This window comes from Streptomyces subrutilus (genome assembly GCF_001746425.1).
Classification (GTDB): domain Bacteria; phylum Actinomycetota; class Actinomycetes; order Streptomycetales; family Streptomycetaceae; genus Streptomyces; species Streptomyces subrutilus_A.
In genome coordinates, this window is the sequence record NZ_MEHK01000001.1 from 6,728,933 (window position 1) to 6,748,631 (window position 19,699).

Below are 19,699 nucleotides of genomic sequence, written 5' to 3' on the forward strand. Positions count from 1 at the left end.
GGCCGGGCCCCGGGGGTGCCCCGGGGCCCGGCCGTCCGTCGTGTTCCCCGTTTCCCCGTTTCGCCGTTTCACCTGTGCCGGTGCGGCTGACGGCGGGGGCATCAGCCGAGGCGGGTGAGCCTGGTCCCGAACGAGGGCTCGGCGAGCTGCTTTCCGACCGCCACCGGAACGCTCTTGGCACCCTCGCCGTCGCCCGCCGTCAGGACGGCGACCTCGGCGCCCGCCTCGGCGGTGTGCGGCAGCGGCGAGGCGCCGGGCTCGAGGGCGAGCTTCAGCTGCTGGCCCGGCACGCCGACCACGTTGAGGTCCTTGGCGGCCACGAGCGGCGTACGGCCGCCGAGCCCGTCGTCGACGTACCCGACGGTGTCGCCCTTGCGGACGACCGGAGCCGACGCGAGGGCCGTCCGCACCGCCTCGATGATCTTCTTGCTGTTGTCCAGGGCCAGCTTCAGGCTCTTCGTGGCGTTCGGGTCCGGGCCGTCGACGCGCTGGTCCATCAGCGTGCCGAGGACCAGCGGGGTCTCGTCGCCGACCGACTTGTACGCCGCCCACATCAGGGCGCCGCCGGCGGGCGTGCTGGAGCCGGTCTTGATGCCCCTGATGCTGGAGTTGAGCAGGTCGTTGTTGTTGTCGAGCGGCTGCTTCAGCCCCTCGATCGGGGCGTTCGGCATCGCCACGATCGCGCGGAACACCTCGTCCTGCATGACGGCCTCGGCGAGCTTCAGCTGGTCGGAGGCGGTGCTGACGGTGCCGGCGTCCAGGCCGCTGGGGTCGGTGTAGACCGTGTCCGCCATGCCGAGTTCCCTGGCGGCCGCGTTCATCTTCTCCACGAACGCCGCCTCCGAGTCGCTGCCGGTGTCCCAGCGGGCCAGCAGGCGGGCCACGTTGTTGCCGGAGGGGATCATCAGCATCTTCAGCATGTCCTGCTGGCTGAACTCGGTGCCGGCGGTGAGGCCGGCGATGCGGGACTCGTTCTCGGAGGTGCCGTCCGCCACGGTCTTCGCGTCGATCTTGATCGAGGGGCCGGGTTCGTTCTTCTTCAGCGGGTGGTTCTTGAGGATGACGTAGGCGGTCATCACCTTCGCGACGCTGGCGGTCGGGACGGGCTTCTGCTCGCCGAACGTGCCGATGTCGCCGGAGCCGGGCACGCGGATGGCGCCCTGGCCCTTGGCGGGCCAGGGGATGGACAACTGCCCGGCGACGGTGTGGCCGGTCTCGGCCGCGACGATCTTCGGGGCGGGCAGCGGGCGCAGCAGCTGCCCGCCGGCGACCCCGCCGACGAGGAGCAGGAGGATCGGGGTCCAGATCTTGACGCGCCGCAGGGCAGTGCGGCGCGGGGTCTGCGGCGGGGGCGCGGTGTTGGTGAGCTCGGCGAGCAGCTCGAGCGGGGCGGCGGGCGTTGCCGGCGGGGCCGCGGGGGCCGTGGGGGTTGTCGGGCGGGTGGCCCCGGCCGGAGCCGGGGCGGGTGCCGGGGCGGGTGCCGAGGCGTCCAACGGCTTGAGCGCGACGAACTTGCTGGTCCGCTCGGAGTCGCTCTCGCCCCCCGGCCCCTGCGCCTGGGCCTCCCCTTGACCCTGCGCCCAGGAGGGCACCCGCCGGGACCCGTCGGCGATCCCCGCCCCGGGCCTCCCGGACGAGGCCCCGGCCTCGGGCGCGCCCGAGCCGCCCGAGCCGTCGGCCTTGGCGTCGCTCCCGGGGCTGCCCGGGCTTTGGGCCTTGGCTTCGGTCGTGCCATCGAGCCGGGGCGTGGCCGCGGGCTTGCCGGTGTTGGCCGGGGCTCCGGTCGCGGGCTTCGCCTTGGGCCAGCCCTCGGGCCGCCGCACGGTCATGGTCTTGTCGTCCGACCGAGGTGCGGCGTCGGGCTCGGCGTCGGGCCGGGTCTTGGCGGCGGGGGTGCCGGAGTTGCCCGGGCCGGCGGCCTTGGCGGGCCCGGTCCGGGGCCGCCGCACGGTCATGGTCTTGTCGTCCGACCGAGGTGCGGCGTCGGGCTCGGCGCCGGGCCCGGTCTTGGGTGCGGGGGTGCCGGAGCTGCCTGGGCTCGCGGTCTTGGCTTCGGGCTTGGGCTCGGCCCCGCGTCTGTCCGCGTTGTCTGAGCCTTCGGGCTTGGCTTCGGGGTCCGCTTCGGGTCTCGGTGCGGCCACCGGCTTGGCTTCGGTGGTGGACTTGGGCCGGAGTGTGTCGGAGCTCTCGGTGCCTTCGGTCTCGGTCTCGGTCTCGGTCGCGGGCTTGCCGGCGTTGCCCGGGGCTTCGGGCGTCGCCTTGGCTACGGATTCAGCCTTCGGTCCGCTCGCGGATACGGGCTTGGCCTTGGGCCCGGCCTCGGGCTGTGCCTCCGGCTCACGGGCTGCGGGGGTGCGGGGGTCCCTGGTGTTCTGGGGCTCGGCCCGGCCCTCGGGCTCGCTCTTCGCAGCGCCCGGGCCTGCTTTGGGGTCTGCGGCCTCGGCTGCCGTCTTCGCTTCGGCCTGTGCGTCGGGTTCGCTCGGCGGCTCACCCTTGGGCTGTGACGATGCCTCGGCTTCGCCTTCAGCCCCGGCCTTGGCCTGGGGTGCAGGCTCGGCCCCCGCCTGCGCCCCGACCGTGTCGTCGGCCTCGGCCTCGGCCTCGGGGGCGGTTTCGGGCGGGACGGGGTTCGAGGCCAGGGGGTTCGTCTCCTCGGCTTCCGGATTGTCCGGGGAACCGCCCGCCGCCGTTGTCGCCTTCATCCCAGCCCCGCCTTGCCCTCGTACCCGGCTGCCGCCGGTCTTGCCAACACGACCGGCGCGGCCCTCCGTGGAGCCGCGCCGATGTGCTAGATGCCCGCAGGTCCCGGCGCGTTCCACCGGCCCGAGGCTGTGACCGTTTGGTCATATTCGATGGGCCTTTTGCGAGGAGTACGCCTCCGGTTCGGGCAGTCGCCCCGCGGGCCAGCCCGTGTTGCCCGAGAACGTGAGGCGCAGATGGCGGACCCCGCCGCCGGCAGGGGGACGGCGACGAGGCCGCTGCCTTCGGCGTGGACAAGCGCTCCCGTCGGTGGAGCCGAGCACCGAGACGGTCTGGGTGCGGGCGCCCCACGCGGCAGGGAGCCCGAGGACCAGCCGGCCCACCGTACGCTCGGCGCCGAAGTCCACGGTCAGGGACTGTGGGAAGGCGTGGTTGGCACTCTCCCGGTACGTGCCGGTCTGAACGCAAAAGATCGGTGCAGTAGCGCAATAGGGCTGTGTCGAGGTGCGTGGGGATGCGGACGCCCACCGCCTACGCCGGGTGAGTACCGCTACTCATGACCGTGCCGCGAGGGCCGCCGACGATGGAGCACACCACCACCGCACCACTCCGAACGGGGTCGTCCATGCTCAGCCGATTCGCCGCCGCCGTCGTACCCGCCTTCGGAACCCTGACGGTCAGCGCCGACCCCGGGGCGCGGCCCGCCGCGGGCAGCATCCTCGTCGCCAACCACACCTCCCTCGCCGATCCCGCGGTGGTCGTCGCCGCGCTCCGCCGGTACGGGATCGAGCCGGTCATCCTGGCCACCGGCGGCCTGTGGCGGGTGCCGCTGCTCGGGGCCGCCCTGCGGCGCGAAGGCCACATCGCCGTCCACCGCGGCACCCGGCGGGCCGCCGACTCCCTCGACGCGGCGGCCGCCGCCCTCGCCGCGGGCCGCAGCGTGCTGCTCTACGGGGAAGGCGGCCTGCCCGGCCGCCGCGACGCGGGCGAGTCCGCTCCGGGGCCCTTCCGCAGCGGCCTGGCACGGCTCGCCGCGGCGACCGGCGCCCCGGTCGTGCCCGTGGGCCAGGCCGGTGCGCGCCGGCTGTGTTCGGGCGGCCGCGTCAAGCAGCTCGCGGGAGCGCTGACCGCCCCGCTGCGCCGGCCGGGCCTGCACGTGCACATCGGCTCGCCGCTCCGCCTCCCCGACCGGGTGCCCGAGGCGACGGAGCGGGCCCGCGAGGCGGTCACCGTCGCCTGGCGCACCGCGGCGCTCAGGCTCGGGGAGTCCGTCAGCGCGTGATGTGCGCCAGGACCACCCGGGCCCCGGCCTCCCGGTCGGCGTCGGTGTCGATGAGGGACACCATCAGCGGGCTGCTGCCCGTGGGGCCGCCGGCGGTCGCCCGCAGCCGGTAGCGCTCGACGCGTACGGCCTCGCGGGCGAGCGGGCCGCCGCCGGTGGCCATCGAGGCGGGCAAGTGGTCGTTGGCGACACGCAAGGCGGCCGGGCGCCAGGTGCCCGACGCCGGGTCGAAGCGCTCCAGCAGGAAGCCCGGTCCGCTGCCCGGCCGGTCGCCCGGTTCGCCCACGAGGGACTCCATCTGGAAGGCGACCAGCAGATGCCGGTACTCGGCGGAGTTCCCGTTCCGCAGGGTCACGGTGAACTCCTGCGCCGCGCCGCCGCGTACGAGGGCGAGCCCGCCGCCCCGGGTGCCGACCGAGGCCCGCAGCCGGGTCGGGGCGGCCGGCGGCTGCGTGGCGGGCGTCGTGGCCGGGGGGGGGGACGCGGAAGGGGACGGGGACACGGGGACCGATGGGGAGGCCGAGGCGGAGGGGGAGGTCGGGGCGGAGGGGTCCGGAGTCGCCGTCGCCGATGCCGGAGCGGTGGGGGAGCCGGAGAGGGACGCCGCCGGGGTCCCGGCGTCCTTGTCCCCGCATCCGGCCAGGCCGGTCATGCTCGCCAGCAGCACGGCGGCCGCGGCCGCGGCGGTCAGGGCCCGGCGGCGTTCGGCGGATGGGGGCATGGGAATCGGTTCTCCTCGGGGTGAGCTGAGGGAGGAACCTAACAAGCGCGCGCCGCGCCGACGAGGCCGGTCGGGCATCGGAGCGGAGACGGTTCGGTCACGCCGCCGCGGCCCCCGCCCCCGTCGCCTCCGCCCGTCGCCCCACCGCTCAGGTGAGGGGCTTCTCGAAGCTGAAGGCGGTCACGGCCATCCGCTCGCGGAAGTAGAAGCGGTGCGCGTCGGTGCGCTGGGTGCCGGAGTCCAAGGTGAGCGCGGTGCAGTCGGCGGCCCTGGCATGGCCCTCGAGGTGTGCGAGCAGCGCGTGGCCCACGCCGTTGGAGCGGGCGGTGGCGGCGGTGACCAGGTCGTCGACGTACAGCTTGCGGACCAGGTAGGTGTTCGCGACGATCCGCCAGGCCGCCGCGCCGACGCACACGCCGTCCTCGTCGTAGGCCGCGGTGAACCGCAGCCCCTGGCTCTGGCCCTCCGCGAGGATCGAGCGGAACAGGTCCTCGGTGAGGTGGGGGCGCAGCTCGAGCAGCACGGGGAGCAGGTCGTCGGTCAGCCGCGGGTCGCCGGGCTCCAGGTCGATGATCTTCATGGGCCCCAGCCTAAGCGGGACCGGCCGTACTGGAGGAGCCCGGGGCGGAGTGCCGTCTGGCGCCGCTCCCGCCGATATGTCGGAATGGGAGGGACCGCTGTCAGCGGGCGGAAGGAACGGCACCCCCATGAAGTACATGCTGATGCTCCTGGGCAAGCAGGCCGACTACGACGCCATGGCGGGCCGGCCGGGCGGCGACGGTCCGGCCTGGTCGCCGGCCGACCTCAAGGCGATGGTCGAGCACATGGAAGCGCTGAACGCGGAGCTGGTCGCGGCGGGCGAGTGGGTCGACGCCCAGGGGCTCGCCGAACCCCGCCAGGCCCGCCTGGTGACCGCCGGGGCCGACGGCGCACCGCACGTGTCCGACGTGCCGTACGGGGAGACCAGCGCGGTGCTCGCCGGGTACTGGGTCGTCGATGTCGCCGACTTCGACCGGGCGGCCGAGATCGCCGCCCGCGCCTACGCCTGCCCGATCCCCGAGGGCGCGCCGAACTATCCCGTCGTCGTCCACCCGGTGGGCGAGGCCCCGGTGCAGGGGGACGGGTCCTGATCACGGACTGTGCCGTCCGCATGCCGGATGGTGGTCACCGCTGTCAGTGGTACCGCCTAGTCTTGATCCAGTGAGCCCGACCGATGACCACCCGGCCCCCGAGCGCCCCCTCGCCGAGATCAACGCCGATATCCGCGGCCTCTTCGCCCGAGCCGAAGGCCGCCTGACCGACAGCGAGCGCGTGCGGCACGCCATGCTGCTGGCGGAGTGGGCCGCGGCGATACGCGCGTCGGTCGTGCCCGCCGCGTAGCCGAGGCCGCGTGCGGCCGGCCAGGCCGCCGCTCCGGCATTCCGCGCCATCTAGTGCTGTGGCCGGCAAGCCTTCCCGGTCACAGCACTAGCCGCCCGCACCCGCAGCGCGTTCCCGCAGCCGCCGCTTGTCCGGCTTGCCGCGCGGGGTCCGCGGGATCGCCCGTTCCCAGAACACGGCGGTCGGGCGGTGCGCCGGGGACAGCGCCTCCTCCACCAGGTCGCAGGCCTCGTCCGCGATTCCGGCGCCGGGCGTGCACCCCGGCGCCGGCACCAGGAAGGCGCACACCTCCTCACCGGTGACATCGCTGTGCCGGCCCACCACCGCGGCCTCGCCCACGGCGGGATGCCGGGCCATCGCGGCCTCCACCGGTACGCAGTACACGTTGTCCCCGTCCACCATCACCACGTCCTGGACCCGGTCGTCGAGGTACAGGTAGCCGTCGTCGCCGAGGTGGCCGAGGTCCCCGGTCCGCAGCCATCCGTCGCGCAGCGCCGACGCCGTCAGATCGGGCCGTCCCCAGTAGCCGGCCATCATGGCCCCCGACCGCATCCACACCTCGCCCGTCGTCCCCGGGGGCACCGCGACGCCGTCCTTGTCGCGCACCTCGACCCGCACCCCGGCCACGGGCCGCCCCACGGAGGCCAGCAGCTCCGGCCGGCCGGCCACCGCCGCGGCGTGGTCCGCCGGGGTGAGGCGGCTGATCACCGCCGCCTCGTTCATGCCGTAGCCCTGCTGCCACCGGCCGCCCCAGCGGGTCACCGCCTCCCGCAGCCGCGCGGGCAGGATGGGTGAATCCCCGTACGAGACCGCTTCCAGCCCCGGCACGCCCGCGGCCGTCACGGGATCGTCCAGCAGCCGGTACACCATCGAGGTCGTCAGGTACGTCGACACCCGCCCCAGCCGCCGGCAGGCCGCGGCGAAGTCCCGAGGCGTGAACGGGGCGAGGACCTCCACCCGGCCCCCGGCCCGCAGCTGTTCCAGGGACCGCCCTCCGGACCGCTGGGCCAGCGAGGTGACCGACAGGTAGACGGGGTCCGCCCGGTCGGGGTCGGCCGCCCGTGCGGTGGTGCGCGCGGCCATCGCGCGGAAGGTGGAGGCCACCCCCTTGGGCAGGCCCGTCGTACCGCCCGTGTACGTCACCCGGGCCACGTCGTCCTCCCGCGCCCGTACGTCCACCGGCACGGGCTCGCGGCCGGCGGCGCGTCGCAGCAGCTCGTCCAGCCCCAGCCGGGGCGCGCCCGTGTCGGGCACGGGGGTGTCGTGCAGCACGAGGTCCGGGCGGCAGTCGCGCAGGATGAACTCCAGTCCGTACAGCGCCGGCCCGGCGACCACCTGGGTCAGCCGCGCGCCCAGGACGTGCGCGGCCAGCCGTACCAGCAGGACCTCGGACCGGTTCTGCCCGGCCACACAGGCGAGCCCGGATCCGCGCCCGACCCCGGTCTCCGCGAGCACCCCGGCCAGCCGGTAGGTGTGCTCGCGTACGTCCGCGTACGACATGAGCGCGGGCCCGGTGCCGATCGCGGGGCGGTCCGCGTACCGCTCCCATGCCCCTGTCAGTTCCGTGACGTACCGTGCGGCCACCATCGGCCACCTGCCTCTCCGCCCCCGTCAGGGGGCTGATCGGGTGAACTCCCGCAACCAGCGGTGCGGCGACGCGTTGATCAAGGCGCTCACCATCGTGCACTCGTGCAACAGAAGGACCAATGATGATCAAGAAGATTATGGCCACCGCCGCCGCCACCGCTTCCCTCGTCGGCGCGGGCGCCGCGGTCGCCGCCCCGGCCATGGCCATCGGCAACGACAACGGCGTCAACACCGTGAACGGCAACGGTGCTTCGCAGGTCTACGGCAACCAGAAGACCCACGGCGACCTGAGCCCGCAGCTCGGCCTGGTCCAGGGCACCCTGAACAAGCCCTGCATCGGCCTGCCCGCCAAGGTCAACGCCCAGTCGCTGGTGGGGCTGATCAACGTCGGCGTCCAGGACATCAACGTCCTGTCCAACCCGATGAACCAGCAGTGCACCGAGAACTCCACCCAGGCCAAGGGTGACGAGCCGCTCTCGCACATCCTCAGCAACATCCCGGTCCTGTCGGGCAACCTCTCGGCCGGCAGCTGACCCGGTTCCCTCTGCGAGCCGGGGCCTCCGACGCCCGCGCGAGTGCCCACGGGGCCCCGGCTTGTTCCACCCGGATCCGACCCTCCCGCAGGCGTACGGCGGCCCCGAGGCCGCCGGGACGGGCACCGGTCCTCACGTCACAGAGCCTCTCGTCGGCCGGGCGAGAGGCTCTCTGACGTCAGGGGCCGGTCCGAGACCCGGTCAGAAGGGGGGCCGGCAGGGGCAGCCGCGGGAGCCGCTCACAGAGCCGACCTCGTGACATTTGCCCGCCGTGCTCCCCTCGGAGGCGGCGGGTTCTTGCATGCCCGGAGCGCCGGTGTCTAGCGTCGGGACATGACCACCGAGCCGCAGCGCTTCGAGATCCTGTTGGTACCCGAGCACGTCAAGAACCGGAGCGGAGCAGCCCCCCGGGCGGACCACCCCCTGCGATCGGCGGTGGTCGAGGCGACCGGCAAGACGGGCGCCTCCGGCTACCCGCGGTACGTCGGCGAGGGGATGGAGGCCGACATCGACCCGGCCACCCGCACGGTCGAGGCCGTGTTGGTGGACGGATCGGAGCTGGACCCCGGCATGACGGCCCTCATCGCCCCGGAGACGGGGAAGGGCGCGGCGGGCCGGCGGCGGTAGGCCCGGCCGGCGCAGGGGGCGTTCACCGCCGGTCCGGGCCCTGCCGCCGCGCCCCGGGCGGCGGGCCCTGTCAGGAGCCGTCGGCGAACACCGCGTAGACATCGCGCCGGCCCGCGTACTCGCTCAGGTTCCAGATCACGGACTCGCGGTAGGCCCAGTCGGCGGCGTCGGCGCTGTGGAAGCTGAGGTCCTCGCAACCCTTGCCGAGGCGGACCACCGTGGAGGGCACGTCGGTGCCCGAGGTGACGGTCCGCAGGCTGCCGTTGGAGCTCGGGCCGTCGCTCGCCGACAGGTAGTGCCTGGTCTTGCGCGAGACCACGCCCTGGATCTTGCCCTGCTTGACCGTGATGGCCTCCGTGGCCGTGGTGGAGGCGAGCCCCCGGGTCGTGTAGTCGAGCGGCCAGCGGACGACCTTGGGCAGGGCCACCGTCCTTCCGTTGCCGTTCCACCCGTCCCCGGAGTAGTCCACCACGGGACTGGTCAGGCTCGTCGCGTACTCGCTCACGGTGAGGCTGTCCGGACTGGAGGCGCGGTCGAGGCCGATCGCCGAGAAGCGCAGCAGCGTGCCCGTGTTGTCGTAGGCGGCGCACTGCGGGAGGACGAAACGGTAGTCGTAGGCGTGGTAACTGCCGTCGGACTGGCGCCCGCAGGCGTCCGGGCGGCCGGTGCTGACCTCGAGGATGCTGTCCAGGTCGAAGACCCGCAGGCCCTTGTAGGTGTCCACGACGTACAGCCGGTTTCCGTACCACATGATGCCGCCGGCGTGCTTGCGGACCGGCTCGTAGGTGAAGGTGCCGCCGGCGCCGCGCACCGGCTCCACCAGCAGCACGTGCCGGTAGACGGGAGCGGCGGCCGAGGTGTGGTCGACGAAGCTGACGCGGATGCCCTTGTCGAGCGGGAAGTCGTCGACACCGTTGTCGTCGGGGTCGGCCTCGAAGTACCAGGAGACCATCACCACCCGCTTGCCCCCCGCGGGCCACAGGCCGGCGCCGAGCGCGTCGGCGCTGGTGGTGATGCCCTGCGGGATCCACTCGACCGCGTCCTGGTCGCCCGGGTTCCAGGTGAAGCCGTGCGAGAAGCCGCCGACCCCCGCGGGGGCCGAGGAGAGGCGGGTCGCCTCGCGGTTGGCGACGGCCAGCACATCGGTGACCTGTGCGCGGGGCAGGATCCGGGCCAGGCCCGCGATGTGCTCGGCGAACTGCCCGGACGAGTTCGAGGTGCGCTCGGCGAGCGTGAACTGGCCGGGCGTGATGGTGGCCGCCTCGGCCGTGGCGGGGGCGAGGGCGGTGCCGGCGGCCGCGACGAACGGCGCGGCCGCGAGTCCCCTGATGATCGTCCTGCGTGACATGGTCATGTGCCGAGAATGTAGGTCTTCGGTTCGTGGCGGCGCAAACCCCGATCACCCGGCTCGGGCGCGGTGGCTGACGAGCACTCATGGCCGATCCCGGCACGGGGAAGGCCCGGCCTCCTGCGGCACGTGCGCCGGAGGAGGCCGGGCCCGACGGGGCCGGTGCTCAGTGGAACAGCATGGAGGCGTCCCCGGCCGGGGTGGCGACCGACCCCGGACACAGGAAGCTGCCCGAGGTCTTGGTCGCCGTGAAGGCCCTGTTGGTGTACTTCCGGGTGGTTCCGTTCCTGTCCCACACGAGATTCGTCGCCTTGTACCGGCAGGAGATGAAGCTCTGCCTGCCCGTGATGTCGATGGCGTCCGTCCTCGCCACGGCGCCGGCGTCGTCGAAGGTGAAGGCGGGGTTGTTGTTGAGGGTGGCGGTGATGCCGCCGCTGCAGGCGAGGTTGCCGCCGGGTGCGTTGATCGTGGTGCGGTCGACGGCGAGGGCGCTCGGCGGGACGGCGCTGGTGCTCGCGTTGGTCCAGGTGCAGGTGCTGCCGGCGACCACGATGACCCCGTCCACCTTCTGGTCGACGGTGGGACCCGCCGCGATGGCGGCCGAAGTGCCCGCGACGGTCGCCGCGATCGCCAGTGCGGCGAGTCCTGTGAGCGTGGGGATGTGCCTCATGTCGCTCCTCCTTGCCACGTCCTTGTGGGGGTGATGCGAGGGCCCGGAGGCCTCGCGGGAGTGCGTGCGGGAGTGCGTCAGGGAGAGTGGCACAGGGACCTTGAATTGTCAGGTGCAGCTCAAGGACTGGCTTGAAGCCGCCTCTCGCCCTTGGGGGTGAGCGTATTGAACGTCTCGATCGATAACTCGCGAAATCGGCCCGTCTATTCGATTGTTATGTGCGTTCACCCTTGACGGCGATCGGTTTCGCCCAAACGATGGTGCCCGTTCACCCCACCCCTTCCGTACGAGGCCCCGTAGGAGCCGTGCCATGTCGCGCACTTCACGTCCGTTCCGCATAGCCGCCGCCACCGCGACCCTCACCGCCCTCGGGCTTCTGGCCACCGCCTGCGGCGACGGCGACGGTTCCGGCAAGGCCGCCGGCGGCACCGCCGCCCAGCCCGTGGAGATCACCTACTGGTCCTGGATGCCGGGCACGAAGCAGACGGCCGAGGCCTTCAACGCGAGCCACGACACCATCAAGGTCAAGTTCGCCGAGGTGCCCGCGGGCCAGTCCGGCGGCTACGACAAGCTCGCCGCCGGCGTGAAGGCCGGAAACGGCCCCGACGTCATGAACATCGAGTACCAGGCCATCCCCGACCTCGTCACGCAGGGACTGCTCGCCGACTCCTCCAAGCTCCTCGGACCCACCGTCAAGAAGCAGCCGGAACAGGTGCAGGCCCTCGTCACCCTCGGCGGCAAGCAGTGGGCCGCGCCCTTCGACGTGGGCCCCCAGATGCTCTACTACCGCAAGGACCTCTTCGAACAGCACAAGATCGCCGTCCCCACGACCTGGGCGGAGTTCAGAACCGCCGCCGAGGAGGTCAAGAAGGCCGACCCCGAGGCGCGCATCACCTCGTTCTGGGGCGACGAGGCGGCGACCTGGGCGGGCCTGGCCCAGCAGGCCGGTGCCAAGTGGTACGGCACCGAGGGCGACGCGTGGAAGGTGAGCATCAACGACGCCGCCACCAAGAAGGTGGCCGCGTACTGGGGCGACCTGGTCAAGAACGACCTGGTCTTCAACCACAAGGCGTGGAGCCCGGAGTCGACCAAGGCGGCCGCCGAGAACAAGGTGTACACCCGCCTCGGCGCATCCTGGAGCGCGGGCAGCCTGAAGACCGAGCAGGCCAAGCAGGAGGGCAAGTGGGCCTCCGTCGCCCTTCCGGGCTGGGGTGACGGGAAGATCGGCATGGTGGGCGGCTCCTCCTTCGCCGTCATCAAGGACAGCAAGAAGGCGGAGGCCGCCGCCGAGTTCGTCAAGTGGGCCACCACCAGCCCCGAGGCCGTCAAGGCCCGGCTCAGCCTGGGCACCTCCAGCGCCATGCCCGCCGACGCGGCGCTGCGCGAGACGGCCAAGGCCTCCTTCGACACCAGGTTCTACGGCGGCCAGGACATCTACGCCACCGCCGCCGAGCAGGTCCCGAACATCGCCACCGGCTGGATCTGGAGCCCGGTCCACAACGCCACCTCGGTCGAACTCGTCGCCGCCCTCGCCAAGGCCCAGGACGGCAACTTCGCGCCCGCCTTCGACACGGCGCAGGCCGCGGCCCAGAAGCTGATCAACGACCGCGGTCTGAAGCTCGCGAAGTAGCAGGCCGGGCGGCCGGGCCCGGCACGCGCCCGCACCGCGCCGCGCGCCACCGGGCCCCCGCTCCGGCCCCGCCCACCCGCTCCCCGTCCGTCCTCACCCGCCCCGGAGGTGCCCCGGTGACAGCACCGTTCGCCCCCAGCAGCACGCGGCGCCCAGGCCGCGGCCGGCGCGGTCAACGCACCGCCGCCGCCCTGCTCATCGGACCGTTCGTCCTGCTCTTCCTCGCCGTCATGGTCGTCCCCATCGGGTATGCCGCCTACCTCAGCCTCTTCCGGGAGCAGTCCTCCGGCCTCGGGTTCGGCGGAACGCGGACCTTCTTCAGCGGCATCGACAACTACGTCCGGGCGCTGACCGCCCCCGCCCTGCAGAAGGGCTTCCTGCACATCGCCGCCTACTGCGCGGTCTACATCCCCGTCATGATCGGCGGGGCGCTGGTCCTCGCCCTGCTCATCGACTCGACCCTGGCCCGGGCCAAGCGGTTCTTCCAGCTCGCCGCCTTCCTGCCGCACGCGGTGCCCGGACTGATCGCCGCCATCATCTGGGTGTTCCTCTACACCCCGGGCCTCAGCCCCATCCACCAGTTCCTCGACTGGGCCGGCACCCGGGTCGACTTCTTCGGCGACGACGCCATCCTGTTCTCGATGGCCAACGCCACCGCCTGGCAGTGGATCGGCTACAACATGGTGATCTTCTACGCGGCCCTGCAGGCGATCCCGCGCGAGACCCTGGAGGCCGCGATCGTCGACGGCTCCGGTGCCCTCCGCACCGCCCTGTCTGTCAAACTCCCCATGATCCGCTCCTCGGTGGTCCTCACCACCCTCTTCACCTGCATCGGCGCCATCCAGCTGTTCACCGAGCCGGAGACCTTCCGCTACGACGCCACCGGCCTGTCGCCCGAGTGGTCCCCGACGATGTTCATCTACCAGGCCGCCTTCTCCAAGCACGACTACGGGATCGCCGCCGCGGCCTCGCTCATCCTGGCCCTGCTCGGCGCCCTGCTGTCCTTTGTCGTCACCAGGCTCGGAAACCGGTGGAAGGAAGCATGAGCACCCTCACCGCGGACAAGACCACGCACCCCGCGCCCGACGGCGCCCCGCGCCGCCGCCCCCCGCACCCGCCCCGCCGCCCGCGCACCGGCGGCCGGATCCTCGCCTCGAAGGCCGCGGTCAACGGCATCCTCGTGCTGATCGCCCTCTACACCCTGATGCCGCTCACCTGGCTGTTGTTCGCCGCGACCAAGAACAACGCGGACCTCTTCGGCAGGCCCGGCTTCACCCTCGGCGACTTCAGCCTGTTCGCCAACCTCGGTGACCTCTTCACGTACAACGACGGCATCTTCGGGCGCTGGCTGCTCAACAGCTTCGTCTACTCCGTCCTCGGGTCCCTCGCCTCGACCCTGCTGAGCCTCGGCGCGGGCTACGCCTTCGACAAGTACGACTTCCGGGGCAAGGAGAAGCTGTACGGCTTCATCCTCCTCGGCCTGCTGGTCCCCGCCACCGTCATCTCCCTGCCCATGTATCTGCTCGCCTCCAAGGTCGGCATCGTCAACAGCTACTGGGCCATCCTGATCCCCGGCCTGGTCAGCCCCTTCGGCGTCTACCTCTCCCGGATCTTCGCCGAGGGCTACGTCCCCGGCGAGACCCTTGAGGCCGCGCGCATGGACGGCGCCGGCGAACTGCGCATCTTCGGCTCCGTCGCCCTGCCGATGCTCGCTCCCGCCTTCGTCACCGTCTTCCTGTTCTCCTTCACCGGCAGCTGGAACAGCTTCTTCCTGCCGCTGGTCATGCTCAACGACCACGAGCTCTACCCCGTGGGACTCGGCCTGTTCAACTGGAACGCCACCCTCACCCAGTACCCCGACCAATACGCCCTGCTCATCACCGGCTCCCTGGTCTCCGTCCTGCCGCTCGCCGTGGCCTTCCTCTGCCTCCAGCGCTTCTGGCGCTCCGGCCTGACCGCGGGCGCGGTGAAGTGACCGTGACCACCACCGCGCCCGTACAGCGCCCGGGACAGCCGGCCGCCGCCGCACCCCCGCGCACCGTGCTCGCGATGGGCGCCGCCATCCACCGCACGCTCCTCGGGGCCGCCGCGCTGGAGCGGCTGCCCCGCGTCGCGGACACCGACCCCGCCGTGCTCGTCACCGACTACCGGGCCGCCGACCCGGAGCTGCTCGCCCGCGCCGAGATCCTCTTCACCCACTGGGGCTGCCCGGTCCTCGACGAGGAGGCACTGCGGCGGCTGCCCGCGCTCAAGGCCGTCGTCCACGCCGCCGGGTCCGTCAAACACCACATCACCCCGGCCGTCTGGGAGCGGGGCATCACCGTCTCCTCCGCCGCGCAGGCCAACGCCCAGCCCGTCGCCGAGTTCACCCTCGCCGCCATCCTCTTCGCGAACAAGAGGGTCCTGGAGAGCGCCCGGCGCTACCGCCGCGAGCAGGGCGCGTACGAACTCCTCCCGTACTTCGCCGGACACGGCAACTACCGGCGCACCGTGGGCATCGTCGGCGCCTCCCGCATCGGCCGCCGCGTCATCGAACTGCTGCGCCCCTTCGACCTCGACGTGCTGCTGTACGACCCGTACGTGGACCCGGCGGAGGCCGCCGCCCTCGGCGTGAGTCCGCTCCCGCTCGCCGAACTCGTCTCGCGAAGCCACGTGGTCTCGATCCACGCCCCCCAACTCCCGGAGACCCGCCGCATGTTCGACGCGGAGCTGCTCGGCCGGCTCGCCGACGGCGCCACCCTCGTCAACACCGCCCGGGGCTCCCTCGTCGACACCGACGCCCTCGTAGCCGAGCTGCGGACCGGCCGCATCCACGCCGTCATCGACGTCACCGACCCCGAAGAGCCGCCCGCCGGCTCGCCCCTCTACACCCTGCCCAACGTGCTCCTCACCCCGCACATCGCGGGCTCGCTCGGCAACGAGCTGACCCGTATGGCGCACTGGGCGATCGACGAGGTGGAACACTACGCACAGGGCCGCCCCTTCGCCCACGGAGTCGGCCCGGACGAGCTGCTGCGCTCGGCATGACCCAGGGCTGCGGCCGGGAGCGTCCGGCACCGTGCCGCGGGGGGCGGTTGTCCCGTCGCCCACCGGGCAGGTGAGTCCGTGCGGCGGGGCGGGCCCGCCGTGCGCCCCACCGGAGGAGCTGGTTCGCGTGACGGAGCATGTGTGGAGTTTCCGGCCTGCCTCGGGCCATGTGGCGGGCACCGACCTGACGGGCTACACGGTCGAGGCGACGGACGGCCGCATCGGCAAGGTCGACCAGCACAACGACGAGGCCGGCGACGCCTATCTACTGGTCGACACCGGGGTGTGGATCTTCGGCAGGGAGATCCTCGTCCCGGCGGGCGTGGTGACCCGCGTCGACCCGGAGACCCGGACCGTCCATGTGGACGGGACCAGGCAGCAGATCAAGGCCGCCCCGGAGTTCCTCCGTGAGCGGCACCTCGGCGACCCGGCCTACCGCGAGGCGCTGGTCACCTTCTGGGACGTGGGCCCGTACGGCGGCCCGTTCGGCGGGCACCGCGTCTGAGGGGGCCGGGTCCGAGGGTCCTCATGTGTTCTGCCGGGCGGGTTCGAGCAGGTTGGCGCGCAGGGTCGCGACCAGGGCGTCGTCCGCGCCCAGCAGGCCCGCCGCGTAGGCCCGTACGGATCCGTGCTCGCGGGTCAGGGCGGCGAGGAACAGGCGCATCACCTCGGCGGGGGCCTGCCCGAACCCCGGCCAGCCGGGCTCCTGGCCGGGGTGGTCCGCCCGCCAGTCGGCGAGCAGCCGGTCGGTCGCGAGGCCGGTGAGGGCGAAGTCCTCGACGATGACCTCCTCGCAGACCCCGAGCAGGGCCAGGACCACCGCGGCCAGCAGCCCGGTGCGGTCCTTGCCGGACGCGCAGTGGAAGGCGACCGGGCCCTGCTGGGCGGCGATCACCCGCAGGGCCGTGCGCAGTTCGCCGACGCCGTCGTGGGCCACCTCCATGTACCGCTCGGTGAGGTAGGGGCCGGTCTCCACGCCGGGGCCGAGGGCCGCCTGGTCGTACGGGCGGTGTTCGATGCTGAGGTGGTGGTAGGCGAGGGACGGGTGCTCGGGCACCCGCCCCTTCGCTTCGATCTCCCAGGAGTACCGCAGGTCGATGACCGCCCCGATGCCGAGTTCCAGGAACCGCTCCCAGTCGCCGTCCCGCAGCTTGCCCAGAGAGTCGGAGCGGAACAGCCGGCCCCAGCGCACCGAGAGGCCGTCCGCGGCCGGATAGCCGCCCAGATCACGGAAGTTGTGCAGCCGGTCGAAGTGTATGTGTCTGTCCACAGCGGCACTGTATGCCGAGCCGCGGGCACGCGACGGGCCCGGCGGTCCCGGGCGGTCAGTACGAAGTGCAGGACCAGCGCGGCCGCGAGGAAGAGTCCGGTGCGTACGGAGCAGGCAAGGCGGCCAGGACCGCGGCGGCCGGCCAGTTCCGGCGCAGGGCGGCGAGCCAGGCGGGCAGGGCCAGGGCCAGGAACAGCGCCTCGGTGTAGCCGGCGGCGAGGAACACGGCGCACGGCGAGAACAGGAGGAAGAGCACCGCACGGCGTCCCGCGTCCGGGTGGGGGAGGTGGTGGCGGGCGATGCGCGCCAGCGCCAGAACGGCGACCCCGCCCGCCACGAACGAGGTCACTGCTCCGGCGGCGGGCCAGTTCCGGTCGACACGGACCTGCGGGAAATCGTGTGAGTGCCGTCACAGTGCCGGGCCGAACCCCCGCGGCGCGCTACTCGCCGAGTACGGACAGGACGTTGCCCGCCGGGTCCTTGAACCAGGCGATCGTCGGCATGCCCTCGCCCTGGCCCCTGACGATGCCCTTGTCGTCGGAGTCGAAGCCGGGATAGCGCTCGAAGGTGACCCCGAGGGCCGTGAGCGCGTCCACGGTCTCTTCGACGTCGTCCACCGGGAAGTTGAGGACGGTGAACTCCGCCGGCCGGTGGTCGTCCTTGGGGTACACCAGCACGGTGCCGCCGCCGCCGAGGTGTAGGACGAGCATGCCGTTCTCCTCCGAGACCCGCACGCCGAGCGTCCCGCCGTAGAACTCCTCGGCCTTCCCGATGTCGTCCACCGAGAATCCGCTGAACGCCTTGCTCTCCTGGAACATGACTGCTCCCGTCACCGCGTCGGCCCCCCTCCCAGTCTCCTCCCGGCGGCTTCAGCCTGCCTCGGGGGCGAGAGGGCCCAGCACCTCCGCGAGCGAGCGGCCCGTCTCGGTGTCCCGGACGGCGGGGTCCAGCCCGGCGGCCAGCAGGGCGGCGATCCCCGGGGCGTCGCCGTGCCGCGCGCGCTCGAAGGCCTCCCGGCGCAGCGGCCGCAGGGCGCGCGGCAGCTGCCCCCGGCCTGTGGCCCACGCCCGCCGGACGGCGAAGCAGCCGGAGACGGCGCCGCCGAAGGCCAGCAGGGCCTGCTCGCGCTGCTGCTCCCGCGGGCTGTGCGGAATGCGAAGTTCCCCGTCCCGGAAGCCGACCAGGTGCCACTCGCCCCCGCACCTGACCCGTACCGGCTCCAGGACGGCGGGCGGGCCGGGCGGCCCGCAGGCGGTGCCCGAGGCCGGGAACAGGGCGGCCGCCACCAGCGGATGGAGCTCTTCCGGGGTGAGGCGGCCGGTGCGGACCAGCTGGAGGTCGGGCAGGCGGCGCCACACGGTGCCCGGGATCGTGGGCACGCCCGTGCTCGCGTACGGCGCGCCGGCATGGGCGCGGAGGCCGGCGTGCGCTCCCGGGCCGGCCGGTTCGAGCAGGACGTCGCCGCGGTACGCGCCCGGTATCCGGAACCGGGCGGCGTCCCCCGCTGCCCTCAGGCGCCGCACCTCCCGGACGATCCGGGGCAGGTCCAGGGGCAGCTTCGTGATCACGGCCTCGGGTGGCGGTCCTCCCCATGGGGAGGGCGGCCCCCAGGTGGCCAGGTCGGTCTCCACCCCCGCGGCCGCGAAGGCGGCCACGGTGTCCCCGCGGGCCTGGAGGACGGCGATCCACTCCTCCCGCGCGACGGGGTCGGCGGGGCCGGGGTCGGTGTCGGGCAGTTCCCCGGGCCCGAGCGGAGTGCCGTCCGCGAGGAAGAACGGGAGCCGCCCCGCGTCGCCCCCGCACCAGGCGCGCAGCTCCGGGGCGCGCCGGGCGTCCCAGAAGTGGCGGAAGGCGGTCCAGTCGTCGACGAGGTACTCGCGCCGCAGACCGGGGTCGTCGGCGGCCACGAAGTCCAGCACCAGCCGCTGCGGAGCGTCCCGGGCGGGGGTGCGGACGACCAGGCAGGCGGCCGGCGCGCCCGCCCGGGAGCCGGGCCCGCGCCCGCCGTGGCGGGCGAGGACGACGGTGCGGCCCCCCATCAGCATCGTGCCCGCCGCGAGCGCCCGCGGCAGGTGCCAGCGCAGCAGGTCGGGAGCCAGGTGCGCGAGGTCGGCCTCGACCGCGGCCCGTACGGCGCCGCCGTGCGAAGCCCCGATCCGCGCGGGGTCGAGCGCGATGTCCACGGCCGCCACCGCGCAGGCCTCGCGCCAGTCGCCGGCGAGCCGGGCCCCGGTCGCGCTCTCGATCATCCAGCCGGGTACGGCGAAGCGCCGTACCTGGTGCCATACGGCGAGCTCCTCCGCGGGGACCCCGCCCACCAGCGGTTCTCGGCTCACGAGTCAGCACCCTTCGAGGTGGGAGGGGATGCGGCGGAAGGGTGGCGGGGCCGGTCGGATTCGAACCGACGTCCTCCGGCTGTGCAGGCCAGGTGCGACGACCTCTGCGCTACGGCCCTGCCGCCGGTGATCATAACGACGGTCCGTCCCCACCACAGGTAGGAAATCCCCTACGTTTAACGCGTAGGGAAACACCTACCTATCGTGGGCTCATGAACATCACGCACACTTCCTTCGTCACCCTCCCCGTCGCCGACCAGGACCGGGCCCTCGCCTTCTACACCGGCGTACTCGGCTTCCAGGTCCGCGCCGACCGCCCGGTCGGACCCGGACGCTGGCTGCAGGTCGCCCCCGAAGGCGCACAGACCGTCTTCACGCTGTCCGGCCCGGGGATGGGCGATTTCACGCCCGGCTCCGCCCGGGGGATCATGTTGGTCACGGCCGATGTCGACGCCGACTGCGCGAGGCTCGCGGCGGCCGGTGTCGAGGTGACCGGTCCGGACGAGGCCCCCTGGGGGCGGATGGTTGGCTTCCGCGACCTCGACGGCAACGAGCTGATGCTGCTGACGGAGAAGGAAGGCTTCTGAC

At 73.1% G+C, this 19,699-nt stretch carries 20 protein-coding genes and 2 pseudogenes; 11 read left to right on the forward strand and 11 right to left on the reverse strand.

The window, feature by feature from the left end:
- Positions 1–101 precede the first annotated feature (101 nt).
- Together BGK67_RS40310 and BGK67_RS41270 are read right to left on the reverse strand one after the other, a co-directional pair.
- Positions 102–2,702 carry a D-alanyl-D-alanine carboxypeptidase gene (locus BGK67_RS40310; protein WP_244291361.1) on the reverse strand — a complete coding sequence of 867 codons (2,601 nt, stop codon included), beginning with the start codon at positions 2,700–2,702 and terminating at the stop codon, positions 102–104.
- A gap of 141 nt (positions 2,703–2,843) precedes the next feature.
- Positions 2,844–3,152: pseudogene (locus BGK67_RS41270) on the reverse strand (discoidin domain-containing protein); the annotation flags it as partial.
- Positions 3,153–3,325: 173 nt separating this feature from the next.
- Between BGK67_RS41270 and BGK67_RS30650 the strand changes: the two are divergent.
- The gene (locus BGK67_RS30650) at positions 3,326–3,982 is read left to right on the forward strand and encodes a lysophospholipid acyltransferase family protein (protein ID WP_069923114.1); all 657 of its coding nucleotides are present in this window, start codon (positions 3,326–3,328) and stop codon (positions 3,980–3,982) included.
- Here the strand turns inward: BGK67_RS30650 and BGK67_RS30655 are convergent.
- On the reverse strand, positions 3,972–4,703 hold the full coding sequence (locus BGK67_RS30655) for a hypothetical protein (RefSeq protein ID WP_069923115.1): 732 nt from the start codon (positions 4,701–4,703) through the stop codon (positions 3,972–3,974). The genes BGK67_RS30650 and BGK67_RS30655 overlap by 11 nt on opposite strands.
- A gap of 148 nt (positions 4,704–4,851) precedes the next feature.
- A complete protein-coding gene (locus BGK67_RS30660) occupies positions 4,852–5,283 on the reverse strand; it encodes a GNAT family N-acetyltransferase (protein WP_069923116.1) in 432 nt (143 codons plus the stop codon).
- 127 nt (positions 5,284–5,410) lie between these two features.
- On the opposite strand from BGK67_RS30660, the gene BGK67_RS30665 reads away from it, so the two are divergent.
- Both BGK67_RS30665 and BGK67_RS30670 read left to right on the forward strand, forming a co-directional pair.
- The gene (locus BGK67_RS30665) at positions 5,411–5,833 is read left to right on the forward strand and encodes a YciI family protein (protein ID WP_069923117.1); all 423 of its coding nucleotides are present in this window, start codon (positions 5,411–5,413) and stop codon (positions 5,831–5,833) included.
- A gap of 70 nt (positions 5,834–5,903) precedes the next feature.
- Positions 5,904–6,083 (forward strand): hypothetical protein, encoded by a 180-nt coding sequence (locus BGK67_RS30670; RefSeq protein WP_069923118.1) that lies wholly within the window; start codon positions 5,904–5,906, stop codon positions 6,081–6,083.
- Between the two features lie 87 nt (positions 6,084–6,170).
- On the opposite strand, the gene BGK67_RS30675 is transcribed toward BGK67_RS30670, so the two are convergent.
- Complete coding sequence (locus BGK67_RS30675) at positions 6,171–7,670, reverse strand: AMP-binding protein (RefSeq protein WP_069923119.1); 1,500 nt, start codon at positions 7,668–7,670, stop codon at positions 6,171–6,173.
- Positions 7,671–7,792: 122 nt separating this feature from the next.
- Here BGK67_RS30675 and BGK67_RS30680 point away from each other — a divergent pair, with 122 nt between their 5' ends.
- Both BGK67_RS30680 and BGK67_RS30685 read left to right on the forward strand, forming a co-directional pair.
- The gene (locus BGK67_RS30680) at positions 7,793–8,203 is read left to right on the forward strand and encodes a rodlin (protein ID WP_069924232.1); all 411 of its coding nucleotides are present in this window, start codon (positions 7,793–7,795) and stop codon (positions 8,201–8,203) included.
- Positions 8,204–8,536: 333 nt separating this feature from the next.
- Positions 8,537–8,830, forward strand: coding sequence for a hypothetical protein (locus tag BGK67_RS30685; RefSeq protein ID WP_069923120.1), 294 nt, complete (start codon positions 8,537–8,539; stop codon positions 8,828–8,830).
- Positions 8,831–8,900: 70 nt separating this feature from the next.
- On the opposite strand, the gene BGK67_RS30690 is transcribed toward BGK67_RS30685, so the two are convergent.
- The gene (locus tag BGK67_RS30690; RefSeq protein ID WP_079154464.1) at positions 8,901–10,184 is read right to left on the reverse strand and encodes a hypothetical protein; all 1,284 of its coding nucleotides are present in this window, start codon (positions 10,182–10,184) and stop codon (positions 8,901–8,903) included.
- A gap of 160 nt (positions 10,185–10,344) precedes the next feature.
- Positions 10,345–10,848 (reverse strand): hypothetical protein, encoded by a 504-nt coding sequence (locus BGK67_RS30695; protein WP_069923121.1) that lies wholly within the window; start codon positions 10,846–10,848, stop codon positions 10,345–10,347.
- Between the two features lie 310 nt (positions 10,849–11,158).
- Between BGK67_RS30695 and BGK67_RS30700 the strand changes: the two genes are divergently transcribed.
- The 5 genes from BGK67_RS30700 to BGK67_RS30720 all read left to right on the forward strand — a co-directional run bounded on the left by BGK67_RS30700 (position 11,159) and on the right by BGK67_RS30720 (position 16,010).
- Positions 11,159–12,478 carry an ABC transporter substrate-binding protein gene (locus BGK67_RS30700; protein ID WP_069923122.1) on the forward strand — a complete coding sequence of 440 codons (1,320 nt, stop codon included), beginning with the start codon at positions 11,159–11,161 and terminating at the stop codon, positions 12,476–12,478.
- A 116-nt stretch (positions 12,479–12,594) separates the two neighbouring features.
- The gene (locus BGK67_RS30705) at positions 12,595–13,524 is read left to right on the forward strand and encodes a carbohydrate ABC transporter permease (protein ID WP_244291362.1); all 930 of its coding nucleotides are present in this window, start codon (positions 12,595–12,597) and stop codon (positions 13,522–13,524) included.
- Positions 13,521–14,453: a carbohydrate ABC transporter permease gene (locus BGK67_RS30710; protein WP_069923123.1), complete on the forward strand. Its 933-nt coding sequence runs from the start codon at positions 13,521–13,523 to the stop codon at positions 14,451–14,453. Before BGK67_RS30705 ends, BGK67_RS30710 begins: the two co-directional genes overlap by 4 nt.
- Positions 14,454–14,527: 74 nt before the next feature.
- The gene (locus BGK67_RS30715) at positions 14,528–15,505 is read left to right on the forward strand and encodes a hydroxyacid dehydrogenase (protein ID WP_069924235.1); all 978 of its coding nucleotides are present in this window, start codon (positions 14,528–14,530) and stop codon (positions 15,503–15,505) included.
- Positions 15,506–15,632: 127 nt separating this feature from the next.
- Positions 15,633–16,010, forward strand: a complete 378-nt coding sequence (locus BGK67_RS30720) for a PRC-barrel domain-containing protein (RefSeq protein ID WP_069923124.1) — start codon at positions 15,633–15,635, stop codon at positions 16,008–16,010.
- Positions 16,011–16,031: 21 nt separating this feature from the next.
- On the opposite strand, the gene BGK67_RS30725 is transcribed toward BGK67_RS30720, so the two are convergent.
- From BGK67_RS30725 to BGK67_RS30740, 4 genes and pseudogenes are all read right to left on the reverse strand, one after another.
- The gene (locus BGK67_RS30725) at positions 16,032–16,775 is read right to left on the reverse strand and encodes a tyrosine-protein phosphatase (RefSeq protein WP_069923125.1); all 744 of its coding nucleotides are present in this window, start codon (positions 16,773–16,775) and stop codon (positions 16,032–16,034) included.
- Positions 16,776–16,804: 29 nt separating this feature from the next.
- A pseudogene (locus tag BGK67_RS30730) lies at positions 16,805–17,145 on the reverse strand (mannosyltransferase family protein); the annotation flags it as partial.
- Between the two features lie 70 nt (positions 17,146–17,215).
- Positions 17,216–17,593, reverse strand: a complete 378-nt coding sequence (locus BGK67_RS30735; RefSeq protein WP_069923127.1) for a VOC family protein — start codon at positions 17,591–17,593, stop codon at positions 17,216–17,218.
- A 51-nt stretch (positions 17,594–17,644) separates the two neighbouring features.
- Positions 17,645–19,111, reverse strand: a complete 1,467-nt coding sequence (locus tag BGK67_RS30740; RefSeq protein WP_141754092.1) for an ankyrin repeat domain-containing protein — start codon at positions 19,109–19,111, stop codon at positions 17,645–17,647.
- A 212-nt stretch (positions 19,112–19,323) separates the two neighbouring features.
- On the opposite strand from BGK67_RS30740, the gene BGK67_RS30750 reads away from it, so the two are divergent.
- Positions 19,324–19,698, forward strand: coding sequence for a VOC family protein (locus BGK67_RS30750; RefSeq protein WP_069923129.1), 375 nt, complete (start codon positions 19,324–19,326; stop codon positions 19,696–19,698).
- Position 19,699 lies beyond the last annotated feature (1 nt).

What these genes read in the sequence shown, in the direction of transcription:
- BGK67_RS40310 (WP_244291361.1), bottom strand. Translation starts at nt 2,702, where the DNA reads ATGAAGGCGACAACGGCGGCGGGCGGTTCCCCGGACAATCCGGAAGCC.
- BGK67_RS30650 (WP_069923114.1), top strand. Translation starts at nt 3,326, where the DNA reads ATGCTCAGCCGATTCGCCGCCGCCGTCGTACCCGCCTTCGGAACCCTG.
- BGK67_RS30655 (WP_069923115.1), bottom strand. Translation starts at nt 4,703, where the DNA reads ATGCCCCCATCCGCCGAACGCCGCCGGGCCCTGACCGCCGCGGCCGCG.
- BGK67_RS30660 (WP_069923116.1), bottom strand. Translation starts at nt 5,283, where the DNA reads ATGAAGATCATCGACCTGGAGCCCGGCGACCCGCGGCTGACCGACGAC.
- BGK67_RS30665 (WP_069923117.1), top strand. Translation starts at nt 5,411, where the DNA reads ATGAAGTACATGCTGATGCTCCTGGGCAAGCAGGCCGACTACGACGCC.
- BGK67_RS30675 (WP_069923119.1), bottom strand. Translation starts at nt 7,670, where the DNA reads ATGGTGGCCGCACGGTACGTCACGGAACTGACAGGGGCATGGGAGCGG.
- BGK67_RS30680 (WP_069924232.1), top strand. Translation starts at nt 7,793, where the DNA reads ATGATCAAGAAGATTATGGCCACCGCCGCCGCCACCGCTTCCCTCGTC.
- BGK67_RS30685 (WP_069923120.1), top strand. Translation starts at nt 8,537, where the DNA reads ATGACCACCGAGCCGCAGCGCTTCGAGATCCTGTTGGTACCCGAGCAC.
- BGK67_RS30690 (WP_079154464.1), bottom strand. Translation starts at nt 10,184, where the DNA reads ATGACCATGTCACGCAGGACGATCATCAGGGGACTCGCGGCCGCGCCG.
- BGK67_RS30695 (WP_069923121.1), bottom strand. Translation starts at nt 10,848, where the DNA reads ATGAGGCACATCCCCACGCTCACAGGACTCGCCGCACTGGCGATCGCG.
- BGK67_RS30700 (WP_069923122.1), top strand. Translation starts at nt 11,159, where the DNA reads ATGTCGCGCACTTCACGTCCGTTCCGCATAGCCGCCGCCACCGCGACC.
- BGK67_RS30710 (WP_069923123.1), top strand. Translation starts at nt 13,521, where the DNA reads ATGAGCACCCTCACCGCGGACAAGACCACGCACCCCGCGCCCGACGGC.
- BGK67_RS30715 (WP_069924235.1), top strand. Translation starts at nt 14,528, where the DNA reads ATGGGCGCCGCCATCCACCGCACGCTCCTCGGGGCCGCCGCGCTGGAG.
- BGK67_RS30735 (WP_069923127.1), bottom strand. Translation starts at nt 17,593, where the DNA reads ATGTTCCAGGAGAGCAAGGCGTTCAGCGGATTCTCGGTGGACGACATC.
- BGK67_RS30750 (WP_069923129.1), top strand. Translation starts at nt 19,324, where the DNA reads ATGAACATCACGCACACTTCCTTCGTCACCCTCCCCGTCGCCGACCAG.